Source organism: Pseudoxanthomonas sp. SE1 (assembly GCF_029542205.1).
Lineage (GTDB): Bacteria > Pseudomonadota > Gammaproteobacteria > Xanthomonadales > Xanthomonadaceae > Pseudoxanthomonas_A.
In genome coordinates this window covers 1,895,502-1,912,727 of record NZ_CP113783.1, presented here as the reverse complement: position 1 = coordinate 1,912,727, position 17,226 = coordinate 1,895,502, and the positions used below count along the sequence as shown (strand labels likewise).

Sequence of the window (17,226 nt, the reverse complement as noted above, 5' to 3'; positions counted from 1 at the left end):
GGACCCTCCCCCATGCCCAAGTTCTTCATCAACCACCCGATCTTCGCCTGGGTCGTGTCGATCCTGATCTCGCTCGCCGGCGTGATCGCGATCCTCAACCTCGGCGTCGAGTCCTATCCTTCCATCGCGCCGCCGCAGGTAACGGTCAGCGCGACCTACCCCGGCGCCAGTGCCCAGACCACCGAGCGGTCGGTCACCCAGGTGATCGAGCAGCAGCTGACCGGCATCGACAACCTGCTGTATTTCAGTTCGAGTTCCAGTTCCTCCGGCCAGGCCTCGATCACGCTGACCTTCGAGACCGGCACCGACGCGGACATCGCCCAGGTGCAGGTGCAGAACAAGGTGTCGCTGGCCACGCCACGACTGCCCAGCGAAGTCACGGCCCAGGGCGTGGTGGTGGCCAAGGCCAACGCCGGCTTCCTGATGGTGGTGGGCCTGCAGTCCGACAATCCCAGCATCGACCGCAATCGCCTGAACGACATCATCGCCTCGCGCGTGCTGGACCAGATCTCGCGCGTGCCCGGCGTGGGCAGCACCCAGCATTTCGGTTCCGAGTACGCCATGAACGTGTGGCTGGACCCGGGCAAGCTGCAGGGCTACAACCTGTCGGCCACCGAAGTGCTGGCAGCCGTGCGCGGGCAGAACGTGCAGTTCGCTGCAGGCTCCATCGGTGCGGACCCCGCTCCCGAAGGCCAGGCCTTCACTGCCACGGTGTCGGCGGAAGGCCGCTTCAATTCACCGGAGCAGTTCGAGCAGATCATCCTGCGCGCCAACAGCGACGGCTCCACCGTGCGCCTGAAGGATGTCGCGCGCGTGCAGTTCGGTGCACAGGGCTATGGTTTCGATACGCAGTACAACGGCAAGCCGGTGGGCGCCTTCGCGGTGCAGCTGCTGCCCGGCGCCAACGCGCTGAACGTGGCCGAGGCCGTGCGCGCCAAGCTGGATGAACTACAGCCCAGCTTCCCGTCGGGCGTCAGCTGGTTCTCGCCGTACGACACCACCACCTTCGTGAAGATTTCCATCGAGGAAGTGGTCAAGACGCTGATCGAAGCCGTCATCCTGGTGTTCCTGGTGATGCTGGTGTTCCTGCAGAACTTCCGCGCCACCATCATCCCCACGCTGGTCATCCCGGTTGCGCTGCTCGGCACGTTCTGGGGCCTGAGCCTGATCGGCTTCACCATCAACCAGCTGACGATGTTCGCGATGGTGCTCGCCATCGGCATCGTGGTGGACGACGCCATCGTGGTGATCGAGAACGTCGAACGCATCATGGCGGAGGAAAAGCTGCCGCCGCGGGAAGCAACGATCAAGGCCATGGACCAGATCACCGGCGCCGTGATCGCGATCACCGTGGTGCTGGCGGCGGTGTTCATCCCGTCCGCGCTGCAGGGTGGCGCATCGGGCGAGATCTACAAGCAGTTCGCCCTGACCATCGCCATCTCGATGGCCTTCTCGGCCTTCCTGGCGCTGGGCTTCACGCCGGCGCTGTGCGCCACCTTCCTGAAGCAGCATGAACACGACAGCCACGAGAAGAAGAACATCGTCTTCCGCGTCTTCGAGAAGTACTACGGCAAGGTCGAGAAGACCTACGTGGGCCACATCGGCTCGGCCATCAGGCATGCGCCGCGCTGGATGGTGGTGTTCGCCCTGCTGACCGTGCTGTGCGGCTTCCTGTTCACGCGCCTGCCGAGCAGCTTCGTGCCCGAGGAAGACCAGGGGTACGCCCTGGCCATCGTGCAGTTGCCGCCGGGCAACACCCTGCAGAACACCAAGCAGGTGTTCAACCAGGTGCGTGGCACGCTGCAGCAGATGGACGGGTTCGAAGGCGTGATGGAGATCGCAGGCTTCAGTTTCGTCGGCCGCGGCGAGAACGTCGGCATGGCATTCATCCGGCTCAAGGCCTGGGACGACCGCGACGTGACCGTGCCGGAGTTCATCCAGCAGGCCAACCAGCGCCTGTACGGGATCAAGGGTGCGCAGATCTTCGTGGTGAACCTGCCGACCATCCAGGGCCTGGGCCAGTTCGGCGGCTTCGACATGTGGCTGCAGGACCGGGCGGGCCTGGGCGAGGACGCGCTGATGGCGGCCCGCAACCAGTTGCTGGGTGCGGCGGCACAGGACCCGAGCCTGATGGCGGTGCGTCCCAACACGCTGGAGAACGCGCCGCAGCTGCAGCTGCACGTCGACCGCGTGCAGGCGCAGGCGATGGGGCTGTCGGTCAGCGACATCTACAACGGCATCCAGCTGATGCTGGCGCCGGTGTACGTCAACGACTTCTTCTACGAAGGCCGCATCAAGCGCGTGAACATGCGCGCCGACGCCGCCTACCGCACCGGCGCCGATTCGCTTTCGCGCATCTACACGCCGAGCAGCCAGCAGACCGACGCCAGCGGCGGTCGCGCGATGATCCCTCTGTCCAACGTGGTGCAGTCGCAGTGGGCTTCCGTGCCCCCCTCGCTGTCGCGCTACAACGGCTATTCGGCGGTGAACATCAACGGTTCCGCGGCACCGGGCGGCTCGTCCGGGCAGGCGATGACCACGATGGAGAACATCGTCACCAACCAGCTGCCGCAGGGCTTCGGTTACGACTGGAGCGGCATGTCGTACCAGGAGATCCTGGCCGGCAACAGCGCCACCCTGCTGATGGTGCTGTCGCTGGTGGTGGTGTTCCTCTGCCTGGCGGCGCTGTATGAAAGCTGGTCCATCCCGGTCGCGGTGCTGCTGGTCGTGCCGCTGGGCGCCCTGGGCGCGCTCGCGTTCACGCTGCTGCGCGGCCTGTCCAACGATCTTTTCTTCAAGATCGGCCTGATCACCATCATCGGGCTGGCGGCGAAGAACGCGATCCTGATCGTCGAGTTCGCGGTGATGGAGCGCAAGCAGGGCAAGACGCTGCGCGAAGCGGTGATCTCGGCCTCGCACCTGCGCTTCCGGCCGATCCTGATGACCTCGTTCGCCTTCATCATGGGCGTGGTGCCGATGGCCATCTCGACCGGTGCCGGCGCCAACGCGCGCCATGCGATCGGCACCGGTGTCATCGGCGGCATGTTCTTCGCCACGTTCCTGGGCCTGTTGCTGATCCCGGTCTTCTTCATCGCCGTGCGACGCATGCTGGGCGACAAGATGGACGAACCTTCGAAGGAATACCTGCTCGAGCAGGAAAACCCCGCTTCGCGCTGAGGGGAGTGAAGGAACAGGGAGCCCCGGCCATGCCGGGGCTCTTCCTTTTTGCAGGCCATGACATCGCGGACGCAGAGGTTGTCCGGCTGTCCGCGAAGCCCCGCCTGCGACCTGCTGGGCGCCGGGCACACGCGCAATGGCGCGTGCCCGGCCGCGCGCCATGCCTTCCTGCACTATGTGTGCCGGTCTCAATCCGTGATAATCCCGCGATTGATCATGTCGATCGCGACGCTGCTCGTTCGTCGACCTGACGACTTCCCCCGACTTGACGAAGACCACTCCATGACACGGAAAGATCCGGCCGCAAGGAAAACGCCCTCCACCACCCGCCGCATGATCCTGATGCTGATCGCCGTCGTGGTGATCTTTGGCGGTGTGTTCGCCGTCAAGGCGATCATGGGCAAGGGCATGAACGACTTCTTCGACAACATGCCGCAGCCTGCCGCGGCGGTGACCGACTGGACCGCGAAGCAGGAGGAATGGGTCGACGCGCAGCAGGCCGTAGGCACCTTCGTGGCCATCAATGGCACCGACGTGACCACCGAGGCCGGGGGTGTGGTACGCAGCCTGTCCATCGACGTCGGCAAGCCGGTGAAGGCCGGCACCGTGCTGGCCCAGCTCAACACGGCCAACGAACTGGCTGTGATGAAATCGCTGGAAGCCTCTGCCAAGCTGGCAGCCGTCCAGCGTGATCGCTGGCAGGCCCTGGCGCGCGACAAGCTGGTCTCGCAGGCCGAAGCGGAAGAGCGCGCCACCGTGGCCGCCACGTCGCTCGCGCAGGTGGAGGCGCAGCGCGCCCTGATCGCGCAGAAGACCATCCGCGCCCCGTTCGATGGCGTGCTGGGCATCCGCAAGGTCAACCTGGGCCAGTTCATCAACCCGGGCGACCCTATCGTCAGCCTGCAGGCACTGGACCCGATCTACCTCGACTTCACCCTGCCCGAGCAACGCGTGGGCCAGGTACTGCCGGGAGCGAAGGTCCGCGCCACCGTGGACGCCCTGCCCGGCCAGGTGTTCGAGGGCGAAGTCACGGCGGTGGAGCCGCAGGTCGATCCGGCCACGCGCAACTTCAAGGTGCAGGCGACGCTTCCCAACCCGGAGTACAACCTACGTCCGGGCGCGTTCGCGCATGTCGGCTTCGACACCGGCGACAGCCGCAAGGTGGTGGTGGTGCCGCAGACCGCGATCAGCTTCAACCCTTACGGCAACGCGGTGTACGTGATCCAGGAAGTGCAGCGCGCCGAAGGCGAGAAGGATATGCAGGGCAAGCCGCTGACCGGCAAGAAGCTGGTGGTACGCCAGCGCTTCGTGAAGACCGGGGCCACCCGCGGCGACCTGATCGCCGTCACCGAAGGGCTGAAGCCCGGCGAACGCGTGGCCACCAGCGGCCTGCTGAAGCTGCGCAACGATGCCGAGGTGGTGGTCAACAACAAGGTGCAGCCGGTGACCGAGGCCCAGCCCAAGCCCGAAAACCGTTGACGGAGCGACGGCATGAAATTCACCGACATCTTCATCAACAAACCGGTGCTGGCGATCGTCGTCAGCCTCTTCATCCTGCTGTTCGGCCTGCGCTCGTTCACCGAATTGAACGTGCGCCAGTACCCGGAACTGCGCAACGCCGTGGTGAACATCAGCACCACCTACTACGGTGCCGATGCCGACCTGATCCAGGGCTTCATCACCACGCCGCTTGAACGCGAGGTGGCCAGCGCCGAAGGCATCGAGTACCTCAGCTCGACCAGTTCGGCCGGTGCCAGCGTGATCCAGGCTTACATCAAGCTCGACCAGGACCCGAACGAGGCGCTCACCCAGATCGCCGCCAAGGTCAACAAGATGCGCGGCCAGTTGCCGCCGGAATCCGAGGATCCGGTGATCGACCTGCAGCAGGGCCAGCAGATCGCGGCGATGTACGTGTCCTTCGCAAGCGAGACGCTGGACAACAACCAGATCACCGACTACCTGACCCGCGTGGTCCAGCCCAAGCTGGTCACCGTGTCCGGCGTGCAGCGCGCCGACATCCTCGGCGCCGGCACGTTCGCCATGCGCGTGTGGCTGAAGCCGGACCGCATGACGGCGCTGCAGGTGACCGCGAGCGATGTGTCCACGGCCCTCTCGTCGAACAACGTGCTGGCGGCGGTGGGCTCGACCAAGGGCCAGATGGTCGCCATCGACATGACCGCGCGCACGGACCTGCGCAATGCCGACGAGTTCCGCCAGCTCATCATCCGCGAGCAGAACGGCGCCATCGTGCGCCTCGGCGACGTGGCCGATGTGCAACTGGGGTCTGAAAGCTACGGCACGTCGGTCCGCATCAACGGCGAAGCCGCCACGTTCATGGGCATCTTCGTGTCGCCGGACGCGAACTCGCTGGACGTCATCAAGGACGTGCGTACGTTGTGGGACAACGAGATCGTCCCGCAGTTGCCGGAAGGCATCAAGGCCACGATCCCCTACGACAGCACCGAGCAGATCCAGGACGCCATCGACGAGGTCGTCAGCACCATCGTGGAAGCGGTGATCATCGTGATCGTGGTGATCTTCCTGTTCCTGGGCTCGCTGCGCAGCGTGCTGATCCCCGCGGTGACGGTGCCGTTGTCGCTGGTGGGCGCGCTGTTCCTGATGCTGCTGATGGGTTTCACCATCAACCTGCTGACCCTGCTGGCGATGGTGCTGGCGATCGGCATCGTGGTGGATGACGCGATCATCGTGCTGGAGAACATCCACCGCCACATCGAGGAAGGCATGTCGCCATACGAGGCGGCCATCAAGGGCGCACGCGAGCTGGCCTGGCCGGTCGTGGCCATGACCACCACGCTGGTGGCGGTGTACCTGCCGATCGGCTTCCAGGGCGGCATGACCGGCGTGCTGTTCACCGAATTCGCCTTCACCCTGGCCGGCTCGGTGCTGTTGTCCGGTGTCATCGCGCTGACGCTGACCCCGATGATGTGCGCCAAGATCCTCAAGCCGCACAGCGAAGGCGGCAAGGGCAAGCTGGAGAAGTGGCTGGACGAACGCTTCGAGAAGATCAATGCCGGCTACCAGCGCCGCCTGCACGGCACGATGGAAACCAAGTCGGTGATCGGCGTGTTCGGCATCCTGGTGCTGGTGTCGTGCGTGTTCCTGTACATGACCGCACCCAAGGAGCCGGCACCGCTGGAGGACGAAGGTTTCATCTTCTCCGTCGCCAGCGCGGACCCCTACTCCACGCTGGACTATGTCGAACGCTACACCGAGGAAGTGACCGCCATCGCCAAGGGCGTTCCGGAAGTGCAGGACTACTTCCTGTTCAACGGCGGCTTCGGCGGCAGCGGCGGCGGTGCCAGCCCCAGCGCGATGGCCGGCTTCGTGCTGAAGCCGTGGAGCGAGCGCGAGCGCTCGACCAATGCGGTACTGCAGCAAGAACTGCAGCCCAAGATGAGCCAGGTCAGCGGCCTGAACATCTTCGCGCTGGTCCCGCCCTCGCTACCGAGTGCGGGCGGCGACGGCGGTGGCGGCGAGTTCGTCATCGGTGGCGTGGGCGACCTGAGCCAGTTGGCGGAACTGGCCGACCAGATCCTGATGAAGGCGATGGAGAGCAAGCGCTTCATCTTCCTGGACAAGGACCTGAAGATCGACAAGCCGCGCATCGAGGTCAACATCGACCGCGACAAGGCGGCCAGCTTGGGCATCGACATGCGCACGCTGGCGGCCGACATGGCGGCGATGCTGTCCGGCGGCTACACCAACCGCTTCGCGATGCAGAACCGCTCATACCTGGTGATCCCGCAGGTGCAGCGCAGCGACCGCCTCAACGCCAGCGACCTGGAGAACTACTACACGCGCACCCGCGACGGCGAACTGATTCCGCTGTCGACCCTGGTGACGCTGAAGGAAAGCGCGCAGCCGCAATCGCTGAAGCGGTTCCAGCAGCTCAACGCGGTATCCATCACCTTCGCCCCGCGCCCCGGCGTGAGCAAGGGCGAGGCACTGGCGATCCTCGAACAGGCCGCGAAGGAAGTGCTGCCACAGGGATATTCGGTGGACTACGCCGGCGAGTCGCGGCAATACAAGCAGGAAGGCGCGGCGATGCTGGTCACGCTGGCACTGGCGCTGATCGTGATCTTCCTCGTGCTGGCGGCACAGTTCGAGAGCTTCCGTGATGCGCTGATCATGCTGTTGACCGTCCCGATGGCGATCTGCGGCGCGCTGTTGACGGTGAACGTGCTGGCGATCCTCAGCGGCATCCTGGGCATGATGCAGATCGAAGCCTTCCCCGGCATGAGCATCAACATCTACACACAGGTGGGCCTGGTGACGCTGGTCGGCGTGATCTCCAAGCACGGCATCCTGATCGTGGAATTCGCCAACAAGCTGCAGATCGAACGCGGCTTGTCCAAGCGCGAAGCGATCGAGGAAGCCGCCGCCATCCGCCTGCGCCCGGTGCTGATGACCACCGCCGCGCTGGTGTTCGCGATGATCCCGTTGCTGATCGCCAGCGGCCCGGGCGCCGCCTCGCGCTTCTCGATGGGCGTCGTGATCGCCTCGGGCATGACCATCGGCACCTTGTTCACGTTGTTCGTGCTGCCGGCGTTCTACCTGTACCTGGCCCGCGACCATGCGCACGACCGCGAGACGGCGGAAGACGCTGATGGCATGTTGCCTGCGGAACCGGCGGGCGGGCACTGATCCCACCGCACTGCACGTCAACGAGAAAGCCCCGGCCATGCCGGGGCTTTTCTTGTAGGAGCGGCTTCAGCGCCGATGCTCTGTCACCACCAGACCGCAACAGAGCGGATGGTCCCAAGTCGGGGCCAAAGCCCCTCCTTCGGTACGGCTCAGGTCAGCGCGTGGCCCGGTGCGCTATGGCCCTGGCTGGCCGACCTCTGCTGCTCCTGGAACTGCGCCGTCTGCTGCATCTGCTGGCGGTCGGATGACTCGATCCCGCGCAGGCTCTCGTGCAAGGAAGGAGACGGCTCGGACAGCGACACGTTGGCTCGGTCGCCGGGTGTCCGGCCCGCCACCCATGCCTGGTCGTCATGGACGATCACGGCCCGGATCTGCCGCATGTCGGTAATGCCGCCCACCACGGCCTGGTGCGTGATCTCGGCCACCTTCTCTTTCGCCACGCCCGGCAATCGCTCTTCCAGAGCGGCATACAAGGGATACCGCGGATGATCGGTCGGAAACGCCTGCACCTGGTCGTCCCGTTGAGCCCGGATATCCAGCGATGGCGCACTCCTGTCACGGTGCGAGTCCTCCGTCCCCGGCCCGCCCCATGACGATGGCTTGGATTGCAGGTAATCCGGCGTCGGGGAGTGGAAGACCGGGGTGTCTTTCGTTTCCGGCCGCCGCAAGAGATCGGGCGGCTGTGCGTCCGGATTCTTAGGAGGAAGGCGCTCGCTGAAGAACTGCTGCCGCTGAGCATGGTAATCGGCAAGCCGTTGCGCCACCTCGGCCTCCGCTGCGGCGGCGCGTTCCGCCCGCGCCGCCGGCTCGCCGGCCGGCAACGGGCCGCGCAGTTCGCCCAGGGCATCCAACGCATTGCCGTGGAGACCACGCGCGGCGACCGTGGCGATACCCCGCCCCGCGGCCACATCGCCGCGGAACTTGTCGATCATGGGATCGAACACCTCGGCCAACTGTCGCGCAGCAGGATCGGACAGCGCGGAACGATCTAGCTTGCCCTCGCCGTCCTCGTTGAGGAAGTGATGCATGCGGTGGGAGCCGGCCAATACGCCGATGGCTACGCCCGGGGCGCGCGGATCGAGCGGATTGCGGTCGTTGGCATAGCCGCAGTTGTGCAAAGCCGCGATCTCACCGGCGTTGGCATATACCCTCACCTGTCCGAAATGCGGGCTGGCGGCGCTGACGGTATCGCCGGCCATGACATGATTGAGGATGTTGTCGCCGCCCTTGTCGATGCGGTAGCCAAGACTCGCCGCGCCATAGGCGTTGAAGGTCTCGCCGCGCAGCCCGAAGTGGTGCGCGGTGATCTGAGCCAGCGTGCCGCCCAGCGAGTGGCCGGTGACGGTGACTTCGGGGGCATAGCCTGTCTCGCGACCGATGTCATTGTCTCTGTCGATTGCACGCTGGGTCAGCGCTAAGGCTTCCGCCACCTGTGGATTGACGCGCGAGAGCATCATGCTTCCATCTGTAAGCGCACCATCCTTGATGATCTCCTCCGTGCCCCGGTGGGCCACAATGATCTCGCCAGTATCCACGCGCTGGAAGATCATGCCTTGGTAGCCGTTCCTTGGGTTGCTTGCGTGTTCGAGGACGGCGTACTCGACTCCCTCATACTCGAACAGCGGCCGCTTGCCGGGTGGATACACGCCAACTTTATGCTCATTGCTATATGACTTGTCCGCCAAGCCGGCGTACTGCTGTGAAGTCATGCTCATGGCCGAACCTTTCGGGAGGTCAACTTGATGATAAACAGATCATCATCCGAAATACCTTGCGCGAACTTGGCTCTGTCCTCCTGCCCGAAAGAAGGAAAATTCTCCGTCTGACTACGTGGATAACGCCCTTTCCAGAAGTACCTCGTTTGTGACTCTTCCGCGTGTACTGCTTCGGCACGCAAGTATGGAAGAAATTCCGTTTCTTGCTTTCCTCCCGTAGCCTTGAGCGCCACCTGCGCCTGCATGAACTTCCAACGACAGACGCCTCGCCCGAAGTAGTCTTCGTCCAGGAGCAAATCAAAATATACCCGGCCCTCGTACTCGGTATCTGAAACCCTGGTCAGCGGGAATGATTCCATACTGGTCATGTCGGGATACACACCTGCGAACTTCAAGTAGCGACCACATTCCGGCGCATTCTCTACGTCGTACTGGGCGACACCCCTGACCACCGCAAACGGCCCCGGCGCCCCCTCGACCTTCATCGTGATGACGTAGGCCTGCTTCGGGTTCGGGTTCAACTTGCGCAGCGGCTTGTCCTCCCCCTCCTCGGCCGAGGTGGATGCGTCCTGTGCCGGCGCGCACGCCGCCAATGCCATGCTGGCCGCCACGGCCATGCACTTGAGATCCATCGTCTCGTTCTCCTGATGATCGGCACGCGCCGAAGGTGACACTGCCGAAATGGAACCTGGAAGGTTGGGCCTGCGCTTGGGAACGACCGGAAACCCTCCGGCCGGTAGCGGGCCCATTTCGGCCACAGTACGGGCATTGATGATGGCCAGATCGTGCAGCAGTTGCAGATCGTGGAGCTTGTCGCCCCTATTGGCGCATAGCTCCACACGCGAAACGGCGATACTGCCATCTCCATTCATGGTCCAACCTCGATCATACTTACGTCCACCTTCGGCAACAGCCGCCTGGTGAAATACTTGTCCTGGTAGTACCTGATCTTCTCGCACATCACCGGATACGGGATGCCCTCGTACAGGAAAACCTCCTTCTCCGGTCCCATCGCCTTCAGCTCCTGCGGCAACATCAGCGCGCGGCGCTCCAACGATTCCGTGAATGACACGCTCCCCTGCTGTCCGTGCGATTGCGAGCGGTTGCGACGGTGCACGGTGGTGTAGCCCAGCATTTCGGAATAGTCGTTGGCGTCCTGCTGTTCGCGGGGTGCGTAGATGATCTGCAGTGCGTGGTTGGTGATGATGGTCCGCGACACCTCCTTGCCGTACACCGCGTCCAGTTGCGACATGCTCTGGATGATCGGCAGCAGGCGCAGGTTGTAGCCCGCCATGTAGCTCACCGCACTGGCGATGATGTCCACCCTGCCGATGGCAGTGAACTCGTCCATCAGCAGCAGGCACTGATGCTTGAGCGCCGGGTTGGACTGCGGTAGTTCGCGGGTGTTCTCGTTGATCAACTGACTGAAGAACAGGTTCACCAGCACGCGGCTCTCGGCCAGCTTGTTGGGCTGGATGCCGATATAGATCGTCGTGCGCTTCTTCCGGACATCGGTGATCAGGAAGTCGTCACCACTGGTGGCCGCGTCGAGGACCGGATTGACGAACGCGTTCAACGGCTCTTTGAAGGTGCCCAGGATTGACGAGAACGTCTCATCGGCCTGCGAAAGCAGGTTGGCGAACGCAGTCCGGGCGTGCTCGCTAAGGAATGGCTTGGCCGAAAGCTCCTGCAGATATTGCTTCTGTTGCGAGCCATTCCCCGCCGAAAGGCGATGCACGCGCCCCAAGGTGGGAGCGGACAGCAATTCCGGAGGACACTTCCGACGGCGTTCTTCGTCGTGATTCTCGAACAGGTACAGCGTGAAAGCGAGGAAGGCGTTCCGCGCATGGCTGATCCAGAACTTGTCTTTTCCGTCTCCGTCCGGATACAGCATGGCGGCGATCGCCTGCAGGTCCGAGATGCGGAACGCAGGATCGGACGACACGTAGCTGAGCGGGTTCCAGCGATGCGTCCGCCGGTCTTCGGCGAAAGGGTTGAACAGATAGATCTCCTGACCCTGGCTAGCGCGCCAGCCGCTGGTCAGGTCGAAGTTCTCCTGCTTGATATCCAGGACCACCACCGATCCCTGATACTCCAGCAGATTGGGGATGACGACGCCAACGCCCTTTCCCGAGCGCGTCGGCGCGGCCAGGATGACGAACTGCTGGCCCGACAATCGGACCAGCTTTCCGCCCAGCCTGCCTACCACGATGCCTTCCGGTGCAGGTGCGAACATGCCCTGTCTGACGAGGTCGCCAGCGCGAGCGAAACGCGCGTCTCCGTGCAGCGCCGCTTTCGGCGACCTGATGAACAGCATCGCCATTGCCAGCCAGACGAGTATCGGTAGACCGAATCCCAACGCGCCGCCCGCCTTGATCTTCGTGGCGTAAGGCGCAACCTGGGGCTGGTCAAGCGCGCGCAGGTAGCCCAAGTAGGTGTCCCATCGAAGCGGGACGTCGAGGCCGAGCAACCACAAGGTCATATATCCGGCCAGATAGATGCCCCCGCCCAACGCCAGCAATCCCATTGCCGACAGAAAGATTCCTTTCTTCCGTCCCACGTTCCTTTCTCCTTGTCACATTCCATGCATCAGTACAGCTGTGTAAAGGCGTCTTCTGCACTCGACCGCCTGAGGATGAAACAAGCGGACTACCGCGTCCAGCCACGACGCGGCATTTTCTTACTAATGTCAGTTGATTTACTCCGATGACGCGGTGATGTCGCGATAGACAGGCACCTCCGGATCGAGCCGAAACGACGTTTGTTGAGCAGCATCTGTGATGCCTCGGGCGGCGCTCCAACCCCCGTGTTTTCTTCTCCGGCACGCTGCAGCGCCGGAATCGATAGTCCGACGCGGGCACGAGACCGTCCCTCTACTGCAACGGCGTCACTTGGGCGCGTTGGCGGCCGGCGCCACATACGCCCTGCGCGCCGCACGCACCTCATCGTGATGGTCCGAGGCCCACTGCGCCAGCATCTCCACCCGCTCGAAGAACGACAGCCCCAGCGACGTCAGTGCGTAATCCACGCGCGGCGGCACCGTCGGGAATACCTCGCGGCTGACCAACCCGTCCTGTTCCAGGTGCCGCAGCGTCTGGGCCAGCATGCGCGGCGAGATGTCGGCGATGCGCTTGCGAATCTCGGAAAAGCGCAGCGTCCCCGCCGACAGCTCGTGCAGGACCAGGACCGTCCAACGGTCGCCCAGCCGGTCCAGCACATCTCGGATAGGGCAATTCTCGACAAGGATCAGCGATTGGCGGTGCAGGGTCATGGTCGATGTCCGGTAGACGGTTACCGCGCGGTAACCCGGTTATTTCTGCCTCCCTGCTTGTGACCACGGGAGCCATTACTACCATAGCGTAACCAATATCCTTTCCGTTACCGCAACAGGAGCCTGCCATGAATGCCACCGCCCCCACCCTGCTGGTCACCGGCGCCTCCGGACAGCTCGGCGGCGCCGTCGTCCACCATCTGCTCGACACCCTGCAAGTTCCCGCCGAGCGCCTCATCGTGACCAGTCGCTCGCCCGAAGGACTGGCGGACTTTGCCGCACGTGGCGTCACCGTGCGTGCCGCCGATTTCGACCAGCCAGCCACGCTGTCCTCCGCCTTCGCCGGGGCCGACCGGCTGTTGCTGGTCAGTACGGACGCGCTGATGGAGCCGGGCAAGCGCCTCGCCCAACACCGCAACGCCGTGGAGGCGGCGATCGAAGCCGACGTAGGCCACGTCGTCTACACCTCGCTGCCGTCCGCTGAAACATCGCACGTGTCGTTCGCCCCCGACCACTGGGGCACCGAACAGGCGCTGGCTGCGTCGTCCCTCGCATGGACGGTTCTGCGCAATGCCTGGTACTTCGAGAACCTGGCCTATGCCTTGCCGGGTGCGCTGGCATCAGGCGAATGGGCGTCGGCGGCAGGCGAAGGTCGCATTGCCTATATCGCGCGCGACGATCTCGCGCGCGCAGCGGCCGTGGCATTGGCTTCCCCCGATAGGTCGAACCGAGTGCTCACGCTGACCGGCTCGCACGCGTATTCCGCGCGCGACATCGCCAGCCGTTTGTCTGCACTTGCCGACAAACCCTTGTCGGTCGTCGACATCACGCCGGAACAACGGCTCGAAGGCCTGAAAGCGCACGGCTTTCCGCCGGTGCTGGCCGAGGTGTTCGCATCCTTCGATGTCGCGACGGCCGCGGGCGACCTTGGTGCGGTCACCGATGACTACTTACAGCTGACCGGTCAGCCGCCGACGACACTGGACGCCTGGCTGTCGGCGAACATCGCACTGCTGACCCGGGCCCCCTGAGCCCACAACGAAGAACCCCGGCACAAGGCCGGGGTTCTTTGTCTCATCCCTTGTCCGGAGATCAGGCCTGCTTGGCTTTTTCCCTCGCGATCCACTGGTCGACGCGACGCTCCAGCAACGTCAGCGGAAGCGCACCACCGCCGAGCACAGTGTCGTGGAACCCCTTGATGTCGAACTTGTCGCCGAGTTCGGTTTCCGCCTTCCTGCGCAGGTCCTGGATCTTGATCATGCCGATCTTGTAGGCCGTGGCCTGCCCCGGCATGATCAGATAGCGCTTCACTTCCGATTCGATCGCCGCGCGCGGCACCGCACTGTTGGCGTCGAAATATTCCACCGCCTGCTGCTCGGTCCAGCCCTTGGCATGCAGGCCGGTGTCCACCACCAAGCGGATCGCGCGCCACATCTCTGAACTCAGGCGACCGAACTCGGAGTACGGGTCCTTGTAGGTGCCCGGCATCTCCTTCGCCAGCCATTCCGAATACAGGCCCCAGCCTTCGGCATACGCGGTGACGCCGTACTGCGTGCGGAACTTCGGCACGCCGGTCAGCTCCTGTGCGATGGCGATCTGCATGTGGTGGCCCGGCAGGCCCTCGTGGTACGCGATGACCTCGAGTTCCGGCTTCGGCATCGCGTTCATGTCGGACAGATGCGCGTAGTACACGCCCGGCCGCGAACCATCGGGCGTACCCGGGTAGTAGTGCTGCGCCGCGCCATCCTGCTCACGGAACGGCTCCACGCGCTTGACCACCAGGTCGGCCTTCGGCAGCAGGCCGAAGTATTCCGGCAACACCTTCTTGATGTTGTCGATGGCGGCGGTGGCGTCGTCGATGTAGGCCTGGCGGCCCGCATCGGTGTTGGGGTACTTGAACTGCGCATCGCTGTCGATGAAGGCGAAGAAGGCATCCAGGTCGCCCTTGAAGCCCACTTTGTCCTTCAGCGCCGACATCTCGCCCTTGATGCGCTCGACTTCCTTCAGGCCCAGCGCATGGATCTCCTCGGCCGTCATGCCGGTGGTGGTCATCTGCCGCAGCTGGTACTCGTAATACGCCTTGCCGTTCTTGTGCGTGCTGCCCACGCCGGTGGCATTGACCGCTGCCTTCGGCAGTTCTTCCTCGCTCCACGCGATCACGCCCTCGTACGCGGGCTTGAACTGCTCCAGCAGCGCCTTGCGCGCTTCATCCTTCAGCGCCGTGGCGCGGGCGGCGTCGATCTTGCCAGCCTTGACCAGCGCATCGGCCTTCGCCTGCGCGTCGGCCCAGATCGCGGAGTCCTTGCCGGCAGAGAATGGCGCACCGGTGATGACTTTCTTCGCCTGGTCGATCACGCCCTCGTAGGCGAACTTCGGCGGACGGATGTCCTGTCCGGCCGAGGCGCGCGCGCGATCGAGCAACTGTCCGAAGGCGCGCTGGGTCGCCTTCAGGCGGGCGATGTAGGCCGTGTAGTCCGCCTCTTCATCCACCTTGTGGAAACTGATCAGGAACGTCGGCCAGAAGCCCTGCGCACCGTTCATCTGGTCGAAGGCATAGCCGTCCTGCAGGAACGGCAGGCCATCGCGCGCGTTCTCGTACTGCAGCTTCCACAGGTCATACGAGAACTTGGTTTCGTCGTCGAGCTTGGCGTAGTCGAAGGTCTTCTCCATCTCCTCGACGCTGGCCTTGGCCCAGGCCACCTGGTCGCGCTGCGCCTGTTCGGACATGTCGTCCGCCTGATCGTACAGGTCCTTGCGGCCCTGGAAGGTCAGCTGGATAGGACTGAACTTCAACTGCTCCTCGTACTTGGTCTCGAACCAGGCATTCAGGCGCTGGCTCTCGGCGGCGATGTCGGCGGCGGACGCGGCGACGGCGGGAGTGCCGGCAGCGCCGGTATCCGGCGTGGCGGCACGGTCGCAGGCGGTCAGGGCAAGTGCGAGGGCACAGGCGATCAGGGTTTTGCGCATCGGGGTCTCCAGGAAGGATACGGAGGACAGACCCCCGCATTCGGACACTCTACCCAACCCGCCCCGCCCCGTCCCATGACCAAAGATGGGGGGCGCGATGTGGCCCCGCTCACGGATCTGCGGACAAAAAAACGCCGCCCTTGGGGCGGCGCTCGTTTTCCGGAGGCGCTGGATTCAGCGCAGGCCGGTCTCGTTGCGGGCGATGACCAGGCGCTGGATCTCGCTGGTGCCTTCGTAGATCTCGGTGATCTTGGCGTCGCGGAAGTAGCGCTCGATCGGCATTTCCTTGGAATAGCCCATGCCACCATGGATCTGCAGCGCCTGGTGGGTGATCCACATGGCGGCCTCGGACGCGGTCAGCTTGGCGATCGCCGCCTCGTTGCTGAAACGCTGGTCCTGGCCCTTGACCCATGCCGCACGCAGCGTCAGCAGCGTGGCCGCATCCAGCTTGCACTTCATGTCGGCGATCTTGGCCTGGGTCATCTGGAACGTGCCGATCGGCGCGCCGAAGGCCTTGCGTTCCTTCACGTAGGCGATGGTGGCCTCGTAGGCCGCACGGGCAATACCGATGGCCTGGGACGCGATGCCGATGCGACCGGCATCCAGCACGCCCATGGCGATCTTGAAGCCCTCGCCTTCCTTGCCCAGCACATCGTCCGCCGAAGCCACGTAGTCGGTGAACTCGATCTCGCAGGTGGCCGAAGCACGGATGCCGAGCTTGGGTTCGGTCTTGCCGCGATGGAAACCGGCCTTGGCGGTATCGATCAGGAAGGCGGTGATGCCGCGCGCGCCCTTGTCGGGTTCGCTCATCGCGAACAGCACGATGTACTTGGCCACGGGGCCGGAGGTGATCCAGCTCTTCTTGCCGTTGATCACGAAGCTGCCATCGGCCTGCTTCACGGCGCGGCAACGCATCGCGGTGGCGTCGGAGCCCGACTGCGGCTCGGTCAGTGCGAATGCGCCGATCTCGCGGCCTTCGGCGATGGCGCGTACGCAGGTCTGCTTCTGTTCTTCGGTACCGAACTTCAGGATGCCGTTGCAGAACAGCGAATTGTTGACCGACATGATGGTCGAATGGGCCGCATCACCGGCGGCGATCTCGATCATCGCCAGCACGTAGGCGATCGGGTCCATGCCCGCACCGCCGTATTCGGCCGGCACCTCGATGCCCATCAGGCCGTTCTCGCCCAGCAGGCGGATGTTGTCCAGCGGGAACTCGCCGGTCCTGTCGTGGTGCTCCGCGCTGGGCGCGATCTTTTCCTGGGCGATCCGGCGCGCGACGTCCTGGATCATCAACTGCTCTTCGGTGAATGCGAAATCCACGGGTGCCCCTCGGCATTACGTACTTGAATACCAATTGTAACCCGCGACCATCCGTGGGCGTATGCCGCGGGTTGACCTTGGCAACGCCCGGGGGGCAAAATATCTCTA

10 protein-coding genes are annotated in these 17,226 nt (G+C 64.1%); 4 read left to right on the top strand and 6 right to left on the bottom strand.

What is annotated here, in order from left to right; genetic code table 11:
- Positions 1–12 precede the first annotated feature (12 nt).
- From OY559_RS09050 to OY559_RS09040, 3 genes are all read left to right on the top strand, one after another.
- Positions 13–3,177, top strand: a complete 3,165-nt coding sequence (locus tag OY559_RS09050; protein WP_277729731.1) for a multidrug efflux RND transporter permease subunit — start codon at positions 13–15, stop codon at positions 3,175–3,177.
- Positions 3,178–3,459: 282 nt separating this feature from the next.
- A complete protein-coding gene (locus OY559_RS09045) occupies positions 3,460–4,656 on the top strand; it encodes an efflux RND transporter periplasmic adaptor subunit (RefSeq protein ID WP_277729730.1) in 1,197 nt (398 codons plus the stop codon).
- Between the two features lie 12 nt (positions 4,657–4,668).
- The gene (locus OY559_RS09040; RefSeq protein ID WP_277729729.1) at positions 4,669–7,842 is read left to right on the top strand and encodes an efflux RND transporter permease subunit; all 3,174 of its coding nucleotides are present in this window, start codon (positions 4,669–4,671) and stop codon (positions 7,840–7,842) included.
- A gap of 149 nt (positions 7,843–7,991) precedes the next feature.
- Here the strand turns inward: OY559_RS09040 and OY559_RS09035 are convergent, their stop codons facing one another.
- The 4 genes from OY559_RS09035 to OY559_RS09020 all read right to left on the bottom strand — a co-directional run bounded on the left by OY559_RS09035 (position 7,992) and on the right by OY559_RS09020 (position 12,828).
- Entirely contained in the window at positions 7,992–9,557 is a 1,566-nt protein-coding gene (locus OY559_RS09035) for a Tle-like phospholipase domain-containing protein (RefSeq protein WP_277729728.1), read from the bottom strand.
- Positions 9,554–10,429 carry a hypothetical protein gene (locus OY559_RS09030; protein ID WP_277729727.1) on the bottom strand — a complete coding sequence of 292 codons (876 nt, stop codon included), beginning with the start codon at positions 10,427–10,429 and terminating at the stop codon, positions 9,554–9,556. Before OY559_RS09030 ends, OY559_RS09035 begins: the two co-directional genes overlap by 4 nt.
- Positions 10,426–12,084, bottom strand: coding sequence for a type IV secretory system conjugative DNA transfer family protein (locus OY559_RS09025; RefSeq protein WP_277729961.1), 1,659 nt, complete (start codon positions 12,082–12,084; stop codon positions 10,426–10,428). Before OY559_RS09025 ends, OY559_RS09030 begins: the two co-directional genes overlap by 4 nt.
- A gap of 360 nt (positions 12,085–12,444) precedes the next feature.
- Complete coding sequence (locus OY559_RS09020) at positions 12,445–12,828, bottom strand: winged helix-turn-helix transcriptional regulator (protein ID WP_277729726.1); 384 nt, start codon at positions 12,826–12,828, stop codon at positions 12,445–12,447.
- 128 nt (positions 12,829–12,956) lie between these two features.
- Between OY559_RS09020 and OY559_RS09015 the strand changes: the two genes are divergently transcribed.
- Positions 12,957–13,859, top strand: coding sequence for an SDR family oxidoreductase (locus OY559_RS09015; RefSeq protein WP_277729725.1), 903 nt, complete (start codon positions 12,957–12,959; stop codon positions 13,857–13,859).
- A 61-nt stretch (positions 13,860–13,920) separates the two neighbouring features.
- Here the strand turns inward: OY559_RS09015 and OY559_RS09010 are convergent, their stop codons facing one another.
- Complete coding sequence (locus OY559_RS09010) at positions 13,921–15,795, bottom strand: DUF885 domain-containing protein (protein WP_277729724.1); 1,875 nt, start codon at positions 15,793–15,795, stop codon at positions 13,921–13,923.
- 174 nt (positions 15,796–15,969) lie between these two features.
- Positions 15,970–17,118 carry an acyl-CoA dehydrogenase family protein gene (locus tag OY559_RS09005; RefSeq protein ID WP_277729723.1) on the bottom strand — a complete coding sequence of 383 codons (1,149 nt, stop codon included), beginning with the start codon at positions 17,116–17,118 and terminating at the stop codon, positions 15,970–15,972.
- Positions 17,119–17,226 lie beyond the last annotated feature (108 nt).